The organism is Photorhabdus sp. CRCIA-P01 (assembly GCF_003545805.1).
Taxonomy (GTDB): domain Bacteria; phylum Pseudomonadota; class Gammaproteobacteria; order Enterobacterales; family Enterobacteriaceae; genus Photorhabdus; species Photorhabdus antumapuensis.
Map to the genome: position 1 here is coordinate 67,607 of NZ_NMQR01000009.1, position 12,090 is coordinate 79,696.

Annotated in this window: 10 protein-coding genes; 8 read left to right on the forward strand and 2 right to left on the reverse strand. The window is 45.0% G+C overall.

Annotation, left to right across the window (positions count from 1 at the left end; translation table 11 throughout):
- Positions 1-15: 15 nt before the first annotated feature.
- Positions 16-426 carry a hypothetical protein gene (locus tag D3222_RS08180; protein ID WP_118985714.1) on the reverse strand — a complete coding sequence of 137 codons (411 nt, stop codon included), beginning with the start codon at positions 424-426 and terminating at the stop codon, positions 16-18.
- Positions 427-979: 553 nt separating this feature from the next.
- On the opposite strand from D3222_RS08180, the gene D3222_RS08185 reads away from it, so the two are divergent.
- Both D3222_RS08185 and D3222_RS08190 read left to right on the forward strand, forming a co-directional pair.
- Complete coding sequence (locus tag D3222_RS08185; protein WP_118985715.1) at positions 980-1,189, forward strand: YbfA family protein; 210 nt, start codon at positions 980-982, stop codon at positions 1,187-1,189.
- A 66-nt stretch (positions 1,190-1,255) separates the two neighbouring features.
- Positions 1,256-1,999 carry a type 2 GTP cyclohydrolase I gene (locus tag D3222_RS08190; RefSeq protein ID WP_118985716.1) on the forward strand — a complete coding sequence of 248 codons (744 nt, stop codon included), beginning with the start codon at positions 1,256-1,258 and terminating at the stop codon, positions 1,997-1,999.
- 346 nt (positions 2,000-2,345) lie between these two features.
- Here D3222_RS08190 and D3222_RS08200 read toward each other — a convergent pair whose 3' ends face one another.
- Entirely contained in the window at positions 2,346-3,650 is a 1,305-nt protein-coding gene (locus D3222_RS08200; RefSeq protein ID WP_118985718.1) for a citrate synthase, read from the reverse strand.
- Between the two features lie 869 nt (positions 3,651-4,519).
- On the opposite strand from D3222_RS08200, the gene sdhC reads away from it, so the two are divergent.
- The 6 genes from sdhC (at position 4,520) to odhB (ending at position 12,079) form a co-directional block, all read left to right on the forward strand.
- Positions 4,520-4,909 (forward strand): succinate dehydrogenase cytochrome b556 subunit, encoded by a 390-nt coding sequence (sdhC, locus tag D3222_RS08205; RefSeq protein WP_118985719.1) that lies wholly within the window; start codon positions 4,520-4,522, stop codon positions 4,907-4,909.
- Complete coding sequence (sdhD, locus tag D3222_RS08210; protein ID WP_118985720.1) at positions 4,903-5,250, forward strand: succinate dehydrogenase membrane anchor subunit; 348 nt, start codon at positions 4,903-4,905, stop codon at positions 5,248-5,250. Before sdhC ends, sdhD begins: the two co-directional genes overlap by 7 nt.
- Complete coding sequence (sdhA, locus tag D3222_RS08215) at positions 5,251-7,017, forward strand: succinate dehydrogenase flavoprotein subunit (RefSeq protein ID WP_118985721.1); 1,767 nt, start codon at positions 5,251-5,253, stop codon at positions 7,015-7,017.
- 36 nt (positions 7,018-7,053) lie between these two features.
- Positions 7,054-7,770 (forward strand): succinate dehydrogenase iron-sulfur subunit, encoded by a 717-nt coding sequence (locus D3222_RS08220; RefSeq protein WP_118985722.1) that lies wholly within the window; start codon positions 7,054-7,056, stop codon positions 7,768-7,770.
- Positions 7,771-8,036: 266 nt separating this feature from the next.
- Complete coding sequence (sucA, locus tag D3222_RS08225) at positions 8,037-10,844, forward strand: 2-oxoglutarate dehydrogenase E1 component (RefSeq protein ID WP_118985723.1); 2,808 nt, start codon at positions 8,037-8,039, stop codon at positions 10,842-10,844.
- A 14-nt stretch (positions 10,845-10,858) separates the two neighbouring features.
- Positions 10,859-12,079, forward strand: a complete 1,221-nt coding sequence (odhB, locus tag D3222_RS08230) for a 2-oxoglutarate dehydrogenase complex dihydrolipoyllysine-residue succinyltransferase (RefSeq protein ID WP_118985724.1) — start codon at positions 10,859-10,861, stop codon at positions 12,077-12,079.
- The last annotated feature ends 11 nt before the right edge of the window (positions 12,080-12,090 follow it).

Below are 12,090 nucleotides of genomic sequence, written 5' to 3' on the forward strand. Positions count from 1 at the left end.
AGCCATGGATTTTCATCAATTTAAAGAGTTGACTATTTCTTCAAATGTTGTATTTGAGTCTATTGCCTGATAGAAGCCATTTTCGACATGCATTGGCGTAATGATATTGGTATTTTTCAATATTGGTTTATTGTTAAAGAAAACAGATAGTTTTTTTCCTACGTTTTGCTTTATAAGGAGATTAAATGGTTTACTGCAATGAGAGTTGTTTTTTACTTTGATGAAAATGGAATAGTAATTATCCCCTTTTTCCGGGGTAATTTCCTCTATGCATAATGGAGTCAAATGAAAAGTTTCGCCATTTGCTTTATAGTCAATAGAAAAAGAGTTTTTTTGGAGACACAACCTGAAACATTTGTTATTAATATCAATAATATAATAGTTAATACCTTCATCTTTCCTCCTATTATCTGTTATACCCTTCATCTTTCAAGCTGCTGCTTTGTTGGCTGCTTTCACTCACCCCAGTCACATCGTTATCTATGCTCCTGGGGATTCATTCATTTGCCGCCGCGCTGCAACTCGAAATCTATTAGGTATATAGTTAATCCATGATCATTCTGGAAAAATAGTATGGTGCAAAGGCTTACATTATTTTTCCATGCTCATATAATAATTATCAATGAAAATTTTCATATGAGCAATCCTTACTTTTATTGCCAGAGTCAAGCGGGTATTTTCAAATGCCCATATTGTTATCCGTAGGCATTTTTTTATTTTTTCCAATAGGATTATCTATTGAGTCCAATCCATTCTCTGATCGTTAATAAAATGTTCATAATTTGTTTGTAATATTACATCTTTACTCTATTTTATGTAATAAAATTACATAAAATAGAAAATATAGCGATAATAACGGCTTAAAAGTGGTCAGATAAGTGGTAAGTTTTCATTTTTTGCGATAAAATTTTAAACAATTTACAAATTGATTATTTTTAAGATTCTGCGGAAAAGTGGGATCATTTTAAGGAGGACTAATATGTCTTCATATCGTGAATATCCTTGGTATCAAGTTCTTTTGCGTCGTATTGGCGCTGTTACTTTCGGTATCCTGGCGTTTCCGGTTATGTTGTTTCGTCGTGATCGCGTCCGTTTTTACAGTTATTTGTATCGTATTTGGGTAAAAACCAGCGATAAACCCGTATGGTTAAAACAATCAGAGCAGGTTATGGCAGTCAGAAGTAGCTGACAACTGACAATTGGAGTCAGGTAACGGTATATTATTGTCATACAATCAATACACAGGACGAATATGATGCGTAATATTGAGCTGGAAAATGTGATTAACCAAGAGCTGAAAATTGACGAGTTTCAGGATTATGCCCCCAATGGTTTACAAGTTGAAGGGCGTGCTCATATTCAGCGGATTGTTACTGGTGTTACTGCTTGTCAAGCTTTATTGGATGAAGCGGTTCGTCATCAGGCTGATGCCATCATCGTTCATCATGGCTATTTTTGGAAAAATGAGCCAACAGTGATTCGTGGTATGAAACGTAATCGCCTGAAAACGTTGCTCTGTAATGATATAAATTTGTATGGTTATCATCTGCCCCTTGATGCCCATCCATCATTGGGAAACAACGTGCAATTGGCCCATCGGATCGGCGCGAAAGTCGTTGGATTAATTGATGCATTTGTGCCGCATGGGAAATTTGAACAGCCGATAACACCGGTGGAGTTAACTTCACGTATTGAACAGGCGCTTGGTCGCAAAGCGTTTCATGTCGGTGACAATGCGCCTGCGGAGATTCGCACGCTTGCCTGGTGTACCGGCGGTGGTCAGAGTTTTATTCAACAGGCGGCTGAATTTGGTGTTGATGCTTTTATTACCGGTGAAGTGTCTGAGCAGACGGTTCATATTGCCCGTGAAATGGGGCTACATTTTTATGCTGCGGGTCATCATGCTACTGAACGTTATGGCATTAAGGCTTTAGGTCAGTGGTTGGCGGATAATCATGGGTTGGATGTGACTTTTATCGACATTCCAAATCCAGCTTGACCACATTTTTCTGAGGCGGAAATAAACGAAGCCCACCAATGGTGGGCTTCAAAGCTTTCGATAAACTTTTCATAACTCACGTTTTTTTATCATTAACGCTATTCTATCCGATTCATGGAATTGTGAATTTTGATCTTGGCGATCTCGCTACACACGCAAATGGGGGCTACGTTCGAGAATTTAGAGAGCGAGCTGTTTATACCCACTCTTGGAGGACGAGCATACACAAGGAAGGTAATGAGATCAATTTTTACGATGCTTTAAACAGCACTGGTATAGCATCAAATTTCACCGAATAATCTTTCCAATTAAATAAAGCCCTAACTATCAAGTTAGAGCTTTGCCCTTATCGTAATCGGATTTTATTATTATTTTCCAACTGGCTTTCGAAATCACGTTTTGTGTAGCCGGTGTAGAGTTGACGTGGGCGAGCGATTTTCACGCCAGCATCATGCATTTCATTCCAGTGAGCGATCCAGCCGATAGTACGGGCAATGGCGAAAATAACAGTGAACATGGTGGATGGAATACCCATGGCTTTCAGGATAATGCCTGAGTAGAAATCCACGTTCGGATACAGTTTCTTCTCAATAAAGTAGGGGTCGTGTAGAGCGATACGTTCAAGCTCCATAGCAACTTCCAGCAGGCTGTCATTCAGGCCGAGTTCATCTAGCACTTCATGGCAGGTTTCACGCATGACGGTTGCACGAGGATCATAGTTTTTGTAAACACGATGACCAAATCCCATCAGACGGAAAGCATCATTCTTATCTTTGGCACGTTTAATAAATTCCGGAATATGTTCAACCGACTGAATTTCTTCCAGCATGCGCAGACAAGCTTCGTTTGCACCGCCATGAGCAGGCCCCCAAAGAGAAGCGATACCTGCGGCAATACAGGCAAATGGGTTAGCACCGGAAGAACCTGCGGTACGTACTGTTGAGGTAGACGCGTTCTGTTCATGGTCCGCATGTAGGATAAAGATGCGATCCATGGCACGTTCCAGTACTGGGTTCACTTTATATTCTTCACATGGTGTAGAGAACATCATGTTTAGGAAGTTGCCTGCATAGGAGAGATCATTGCGTGGATAAACGAATGGCTGACCAATAGAGTATTTGTAGCACATGGCGGCCACTGTCGGCATTTTTGACAACAGGCGGTATGCGGTAATGTCACGGTGACGTGGATTGTTCACATCCAGAGCATCATGATAGAAAGCAGCCAGAGCACCAGTAACACCGCACAGTACAGCCATTGGGTGCGAATCACGGCGGAAGCCGTTGAACAGGCGGTGGATCTGTTCGTGAATCATGGTGTGACGGGTAATGGTTTTTTGGAATTTATCAAACTGCTCTTGTGTTGGTATTTCACCATACAGCAGGATATAGCAGACTTCCAGATAAGAGGATTTTGTCGCTAGTTGGTCGATAGGGAAACCACGGTGCAACAATACACCTTCGTTACCATCAATGTAGGTGATCTTGGATTCGCAAGATGCTGTAGAAGTAAAACCAGGGTCGTAGGTATAGAAACCTTGAGAGCCGAGAGTACGAACGTCGATGACTTTAGACCCAAGGGTCGGTGTTAGCACGTCCAATTCAATAGCAACTGAACCATCTGGGGTTAGAGTTGCTTTGTTATCTGCCATTACAGTCTCCTTAGCGCTTTCATTTTTATAACTCTTAACAACCACGGCGGAAAGACACCGGATAGAATCTATCTTATCAGGCTATTTTATCGACCATTCCTTGTCATCAAGAACGGGCTTGGGCGGTGCTCTGACAAAAGCGGTCACTTTTGAATGCACTTTGGTGTGGCCCGCGCCGGTGAGCGATTCGTGAGTGAATCACCTCTTACAGACTGTGCGCATACTCCGGTTGCTGTGCAATCTGTGTTCCCAATTTATTGACAAGAATGGCCTACACCTACTGATGCCTGGTGGAATAGGTTCTTATACTGCGTCCCCTGACACTGTACTACCGGGGAAAAACTGAAATTAGGCCAATATCACATTTAAGGCTGAAATCTCACCCCGGACGACAATGGTTTTTAGATTGTTAGCGAATTTTTGAGAGTTATGTTTTATGCATTGACTACAAAAATGATTATGATTCGTGTGGACTATACAGTTACATAACTTTAGCTTTTCTTGAGGTCTTTCCTCTTATCAAAAATCAATCTCAAAAGTGTTTTCAACCATATATGTAAGATAAATGTTTAAAGTTTGTCAAACAAGATAATTAATTTTGTGCAATATGTTTGAATCGTGATCTTAATCACTGTTCAGTGGAAATGTAGCTAATCATATTGTGTTGTAATTGTAATAATAATGTGAAGCACATATACTGCCGCCAGGTCTCCGGATTACCCTGCTGTAGGAGCACCCAGCGTAACTAAATCACAACATTCTTTAACATGAAGGATCTATCGTTTGATTGAATGTTGTGTCTTTGTATCCTCTTATCGCTGTCTGATTTCCGCCCAGGTCCGGAGGAAGGAAAATAATAAAAGAGCTGTGTGGGCAAAATTGTGAAAAAACAAAGACCTGTCAACCTTGATTTGCAGACGATACACTTTCCAGTCTCTGCAATAGCCTCGATCTTGCACCGTGTCTCCGGCGTCATTACTTTCATGGCAGTAGGAATTCTCCTCTGGTTGTTAGGAATGTCTCTTTCCTCGCAAGAAGGGTTTCAGCAAGCCGCCGATATTATGACGGGATTTTTCGCTAAGTTTATTGTGTGGGGCATTCTGACCGCACTGGCTTACCATATCTGTGGTGGTGTCCGTCATATGCTGATGGATTTCGGCTACTTGGAAGAAAACTTAGCGGTCGGTAGTCTCTCTGCCAAAGTGGCAATCGGGATTGCTGTTATTCTGTCGATTCTGGCTGGAGTACTGGTATGGTAAGTAACGCATCTGCATTGGGTCGCACGGGTATCCATGATTGGCTATTATTGCGCGCGTCCGCAATGATTATTGTTTTATATGTTCTTTATATGCTGGGCTTTGTCGTTACAACGTCGGATATCACCTATGAAGTCTGGCGGGGTTTCTTCGCTTCATCCATCACTAAAGTCTTCACTGTGCTGGCACTATTTTCCATTCTGGCTCACGCTTGGATTGGAATGTGGCAAGTACTCACTGACTATGTAAAGCCGTTGGCACTGCGTTTAATGCTGCAATTGGCGATTATCGTTGTACTGATGGCTTACTTGATTTATGGAACAATTGTGGTGTGGGGGGTATAGATGAAACTGCCAGTAAGAGAGTTTGATGCAGTCGTGATTGGTGCGGGTGGCGCTGGCATGCGCGCCGCACTACAAATTTCACAAATGGGATTATCCTGTGCTTTGATTTCCAAAGTATTTCCAACCCGTTCTCATACGGTATCCGCGCAGGGGGGGATCACCGTTGCGTTGGGTAACTCCCATGACGATAACTGGGAATGGCACATGTATGACACGGTGAAAGGCTCCGACTATATCGGTGACCAGGATGCGATTGAGTACATGTGTAAGACCGGGCCCGAGGCAATTCTGGAACTGGAACACATGGGGTTGCCATTTTCGCGTTTGGATGACGGTCGTATTTATCAACGTCCATTCGGTGGCCAGTCAAGAAACTTTGGTGGTGAACAGGCCGCACGTACAGCCGCGGCGGCAGACCGTACCGGCCATGCCTTGTTGCATACGCTGTATCAGCAGAACTTAAAAAATCACACCACTATTTTTTCCGAATGGTATTCGTTGGATCTGGTTAAAAATCAGGATGGCAGTATTGTTGGTTGTACCGCGATCTGTATTGAAACCGGTGAAGTGGTTTATTTCAAAGCGAAGGCAACTATTCTGGCAACGGGTGGTGCGGGTCGTATTTATCAATCAACAACTAACGCCCACATTAACACTGGTGATGGTGTCGGTATGGCGCTGCGTGCGGGTGTACCTGTACAGGATATGGAAATGTGGCAATTCCACCCAACCGGTATTGCCGGGGCGGGTGTTCTGGTAACCGAAGGCTGCCGTGGTGAAGGTGGTTATTTGCTGAATAAAGATGGCGAGCGCTTTATGGAGCGTTACGCGCCAAATGCTAAAGATTTGGCTGGTCGTGATGTAGTGGCACGTTCCATTATGATCGAAATTCGTGAAGGCCGTGGTTGTGATGGCCCTTGGGGTCCTCATGCTAAGCTGAAATTGGATCATTTGGGCAAAGAAGTGCTGGAATCTCGTCTGCCGGGTATTCTTGAATTATCCCGTACTTTTGCTCACGTTGATCCGGTGAAAGAACCTATTCCGGTTATTCCAACTTGTCACTATATGATGGGGGGAATCCCGACTAAAGTTACCGGTCAAGCACTGACTATTAACGAGAAAGGCGAAGATGCGGTTATTCCGGGCTTGTTCGCTGTCGGTGAAATTGCCTGTGTATCGGTTCATGGCGCAAACCGTTTGGGGGGTAACTCGCTGTTGGACCTAGTGGTGTTTGGCCGTTCTGCCGGTTTGCACCTGAAAGAGTCTCTGATGGAGCAGGGTATCAGCCGCGAAGCCAGCGAATCTGATATTGAGGTATCAATGCAACGTCTGAACCGTTGGAATAATACCCGTACTGGTGAAGATCCAGTTAAAATTCGTAAAGATTTACAAGCGTGTATGCAGAACAACTTCTCGGTATTCCGTGCGGGTGATGCAATGGCGAAAGGGCTGGAAGAACTTAAAGTTATCCGTGAACGTTTGAAGAGTGCACGTTTGGATGATACTTCCTCAGAGTTCAATACTCAGAGAATTGAGTGTCTGGAGCTTGATAACCTGATGGAAACGGCATTTTCTACGGCTGTTGCTGCTAATTTCCGTACTGAGAGTCGTGGTGCTCATAGCCGTTTCGACTACCCGGATCGTGATGATGCGAACTGGTTATGCCATACCCTCTATCTACCGCAAACTGAAACTATGACTCGTCGTAATGTCAATATGCAGCCAAAACTGCGTGAAGCATTCCCGCCGAAAGCGCGTACTTACTAATGAGTTGCTGATGATCCAGTTGCGGAGGAATAGATTATGAAACTTGAATTTTCGATTTATCGTTACAACCCGGATATTGACAGCGCTCCTCATATGCAGGATTACACGCTGGAAGCAGAAGAAGGGCGTGACATGATGTTGCTGGATGCGTTAATCCAGCTTAAAGAGCAGGATCCAACACTCTCTTTCCGTCGTTCTTGCCGTGAAGGTGTTTGTGGTTCTGACGGCTTCAACATGAATGGTAAAAATGGTCTGGCCTGTATTATGCCTGTTTCGGCTTTGTGGCGTGGTAGCAAGAAAATTGTTATCCGTCCATTGCCGGGTTTGCCGGTTATTCGTGACCTGGTTGTAGATATGGGGCAATTCTATGCGCAATATGAGAAGATTCGCCCATATTTGCTGAATGACGGTAAAAACCCGCCGGCACGTGAACATTTACAATCACCTGCACAAAGGGAAAAACTCGATGGTCTGTACGAGTGTATTCTGTGTGCATGTTGTTCAACTTCCTGTCCGTCATTCTGGTGGAATCCTGATAAATTTATCGGGCCTGCGGGCTTACTGGCAGCCTATCGCTTCCTGATTGACAGCCGTGATACTGAAACGGCTTCACGATTAGATAAGCTGAATGATGCTTTCAGTGTTTTCCGCTGCCATAGCATCATGAATTGTGTCAGTGTGTGCCCTAAGGGGTTGAATCCAACAAAAGCTATAGGCCATATTAAGTCTATGTTGCTAAAGCATAGTGCATAATTAGGTCCGCCCTCCGCGAGATTTTCTCTGTGGAGGGCATAAAGAATTGAAGAGTATAAGTTGCCAACTGCTAATGATGACAAAAGCTTGAAGTGAGGAACCTTTAAAAACGGTTAGGCGGTTTTTAAAGGTTCCTTGAAGGGTTCCGAAACCCAAAAGAGAACATGCATAAAGCACGTCCAAATGAACCTTTTATCGATACCGTATTTAAGCGGTAACAGTTAACCACGGCGAAAACTAAAGCTTTTAAAGCTTAAGGGATCACAATGCAGAACGGCGCAATGAAGGACTGGCTGGATTCAAGCTTCCTGGCTGGTTCAAACCAGTCTTACGTAGAGCAGATCTATGAAGACTATATAACCGATCCAAACTCCGTTGATGCAAGTTGGAGAGAAATTTTCCAACAATTGCCGAATGCGGGACTCAGCGGTGAACAACTCCACTCGCAGACGCGTGATTACTTCCGCCGTCTTGCGAAAGATACTACGCGTTATCATTCCTCTGTCAGCGATCCAGCAATGGATGCAAAACAAGTTAAAGTTTTGCAGCTCATCAACGCATTCCGCTTCCGCGGTCATCAAAATGCGAATCTTGACCCGTTGGGATTATGGAAACAGGATAGTGTTCCTGATTTAGATCCTGCTTTCCATAATCTGACGGAAGCTGATTTTGCCGAGACATTTAACGTAGGTTCCTTTGCTCTTGGCAAAGAAACGATGAAGTTGGCTGATTTGTATGAAGCACTGAAACGCACTTATTGCGGTTCTATTGGTGCTGAATACATGCATATCACCAATACGGAAGAAAAACGTTGGATTCAGCAGCGTCTGGAGTCTGTTACTGTCAGCTCTCAGTTTAGCGTGGAGGAAAAGCAGCGTTTTCTGGCGGAACTGACGGCGGCCGAAGGTTTAGAGCGTTATTTGGGCGCTAAGTTTCCGGGAGCGAAACGTTTCTCTCTTGAAGGTGGTGATGCGCTGATCCCCATGTTGAAGGATCTTATCCGCCATGCGGGTAAACATGACACACGGGAAGTTGTGCTGGGAATGGCTCACCGTGGTCGCCTCAACGTCTTGGTTAATATTTTAGGTAAAAAACCAGCTGATCTGTTTGATGAGTTTGCGGGTAAGCATAAAGAGCACCTTGGTACCGGTGACGTGAAATATCATCAAGGCTTCTCGTCTGATTTTGCCACTGAGGGTGCTAAGGTTCATTTGGCGTTAGCATTTAACCCATCTCACCTTGAGATTGTCAGCCCTGTCGTTATTGGTTCAGTACGTGCCCGCCGTGACCGTCTGGATAAAGGCCGCAGTAATATGGTATTGCCAATCACTATCCACGGTGATGCTGCTGTTACCGGCCAGGGCGTCGTGCAGGAAACTCTGAACATGTCTCAAGCTCGTGGTTATGAGGTGGGCGGTACAATTCGTATCGTCATCAATAACCAGATCGGCTTCACAACGTCTAATCCGCAGGATGCCCGTTCAACACAATACTGTACCGATATTATCAAAATGGTACAGACGCCGATTTTCCATGTTAATGCAGACGATCCAGAAGCGGTGGCATTTGTTACCCGTCTAGCACTGGATTTTCGTAATACCTTCAAACGTGATGTGATGATCGATTTGGTCTGTTACCGCCGTCATGGTCATAACGAAGCTGATGAGCCAAGTGCAACTCAGCCAATGATGTATCAGAAAATTAAGAAACACCCAACGCCACGTAAAATCTATGGTGACAAGCTGGTGGCTGAGAACTTGATATCAGTCGATGATCTGACCGAGATAGTTAACCTGTATCGTGATGCCCTCGACCGTGGTGATTGTGTCGTTGATGAGTGGCGTTCAATGGGGCTGCACTCATTTACTTGGGAGCCTTATTTGAATCACGAATGGGATGAAGAATACCTATATAAAGTTGATATTAAGCGTTTGCAAGATCTAGGTAGACGCATCAGTTCTGCCCCGGAAGAAGTGACAATGCACTCCCGTGTAGCGAAAATTTATAACGACCGTGCAGAGATGGCAAACGGCGATAAATTGTTCGATTGGGGCGGCGCGGAAACATTGGCCTACGCCACTTTAGTGGATGAAGGGGTTCCGGTACGTTTGTCTGGTGAAGATGCCGGTCGTGGTACTTTCTTCCATCGTCATGCTGTTATCCATAATCAGGCTGACGGTTCTGTTTATGTTCCTCTAGCGAACGTTCATAACGGTCAGGGAGCATTCAATGTTTGGGATTCTGTTCTGTCTGAAGAAGCGGTGTTAGCGTTTGAGTATGGTTATGCAACAACAGAACCTCGCGCTCTGACAATCTGGGAAGCGCAATTTGGTGATTTTGCCAACGGTGCACAGGTTGTTATTGACCAATTCATCAGCTCTGGTGAACAGAAATGGGGCCGTATGTGCGGTCTGGTGATGTTATTACCTCATGGCTATGAAGGGCAGGGGCCTGAACACTCTTCAGCCCGTTTGGAGCGTTATCTGCAACTGTGTGCGGAACAGAACATGCAGGTTTGTGTGCCGTCAACGCCGGCTCAGGTCTACCACATGCTTCGCCGTCAGGCTCTGCGCGGTATGCGCCGTCCGTTGATCGTTATGTCACCAAAATCATTGTTGCGTCATCCATTAGCCGTTTCTAGCCTGGATGAGTTGGCTAACGGTAAATTCCAGACGGTTATTGGTGAAATTGATGAGTTTGATCCGAAAGGCGTTAAACGAGTTGTACTCTGCTCAGGTAAAGTCTATTACGACCTGTTGGAGCAACGCCGTAAAAATGAACAAACTGATGTCGCTATCGTGCGTATTGAGCAACTATATCCATTCCCTCATCAGGGTGTTCAGTCAACACTGGAACAGTATGCTCATGTACATGATTTTGTCTGGTGCCAGGAAGAGCCATTAAATCAGGGGGCCTGGTATTGCAGTCAGCACAACTTCCGTGAAGTGATCCCGTTCGGGGCTTCTTTACGTTATGCAGGTCGTCCTGCGTCTGCTTCCCCGGCAGTTGGATATATGTCAGTTCACCAGCAACAACAACAAGAGCTGGTTAATGACGCACTGAACGTTGAATAAATAAAGGATATAAAATGAGTAGCGTAGATATTCTGGTTCCGGATCTGCCTGAGTCTGTTGCTGATGCCACTGTGGCAGTCTGGCACAAAAAAGAGGGTGACCGTGTTGAACGTGATGAAGTGCTGGTTGAAATCGAAACAGATAAAGTTGTGCTGGAAGTGCCTGCCAGCGAGGCGGGTGTTTTAGAAGCCATTTTGGAAAAGAAAGATGCCACTGTTCTGTCCCGTCAGCTTCTTGGTCGTATCCGTTTGGGCGATAGCACTGGCAAGCCGATAGAAATAAAAGAAAAAACAGAAGCAACTTTGGCGAAACGTCAGACCGCGGGTTTAGAAGAAGAGAGCAATGATGCACTCAGCCCAGCGGTCCGCCGTTTGATTGCAGAGCATGATCTTGATGCTAAAGCGATTAAAGGTAGTGGTGTTGGTGGACGTATCGTCCGTGAAGACGTGGAAAAATACATGGCTGATAACGAAAAAGTGGCTAGCAAGCCAGCAGAAGCCCCTGCTGCTTCTGTCCAGGATTCTCTGTTGCCACACCGCAGTGAAAAACGTGTTCCAATGACTCGCCTGCGTAAGCGTGTGGCTGAACGTTTGCTGGAAGCGAAAAACAACACAGCGATGTTGACAACGTTTAATGAAGTTAACATGAAGCCGATTCAGGAAATGCGTAAACAGTACGGCGAAGCGTTTGAAAAACGCCACGGTGTGCGTCTGGGCTTTATGTCTTTCTATGTGAAAGCGGTGGTCGAAGCACTGAAACGCTATCCAGACGTGAATGCTTCTATTGATGGCACTGATGTGGTTTACCACAACTACTTCGATATCAGTATTGCGGTATCGACACCGCGTGGCTTGGTAACGCCGGTACTGCGTGATGCGGATGCACTGAGCATGGCTGAACTCGAAAAACGTATTAAAGAGCTGGCTATCAAAGGCCGTGACGGTAAATTGACCGTCGAAGAGCTGACCGGCGGTAATTTCACGATTACCAATGGTGGTGTATTCGGCTCTTTAATGTCTACGCCGATCATTAATCCGCCACAGAGCGCGATTCTTGGCATGCATGCCATTAAAGATCGTCCGATGGCGGTAAATGGTCAGGTGGAGATCCTTCCGATGATGTATCTGGCACTGTCTTATGACCACCGTCTGATAGATGGACGCGAGTCTGTAGGCTTTCTGGTGACCATCAAAGAGATGCTGGAAGATCCTGCACGTTTGCTGCTGGACGTATAGCAACATAATAA

Bases quoted from the DNA above. Each gene is read 5' to 3' on its own strand.
- D3222_RS08180 (WP_118985714.1), bottom strand. From the start codon at position 426: ATGAAGGGTATAACAGATAATAGGAGGAAAGATGAAGGTATTAACTAT.
- D3222_RS08185 (WP_118985715.1), top strand. From the start codon at position 980: ATGTCTTCATATCGTGAATATCCTTGGTATCAAGTTCTTTTGCGTCGT.
- D3222_RS08190 (WP_118985716.1), top strand. From the start codon at position 1,256: ATGCGTAATATTGAGCTGGAAAATGTGATTAACCAAGAGCTGAAAATT.
- D3222_RS08200 (WP_118985718.1), bottom strand. From the start codon at position 3,650: ATGGCAGATAACAAAGCAACTCTAACCCCAGATGGTTCAGTTGCTATT.
- sdhD (WP_118985720.1), top strand. From the start codon at position 4,903: ATGGTAAGTAACGCATCTGCATTGGGTCGCACGGGTATCCATGATTGG.
- sdhA (WP_118985721.1), top strand. From the start codon at position 5,251: ATGAAACTGCCAGTAAGAGAGTTTGATGCAGTCGTGATTGGTGCGGGT.
- D3222_RS08220 (WP_118985722.1), top strand. From the start codon at position 7,054: ATGAAACTTGAATTTTCGATTTATCGTTACAACCCGGATATTGACAGC.
- sucA (WP_118985723.1), top strand. From the start codon at position 8,037: ATGCAGAACGGCGCAATGAAGGACTGGCTGGATTCAAGCTTCCTGGCT.
- odhB (WP_118985724.1), top strand. From the start codon at position 10,859: ATGAGTAGCGTAGATATTCTGGTTCCGGATCTGCCTGAGTCTGTTGCT.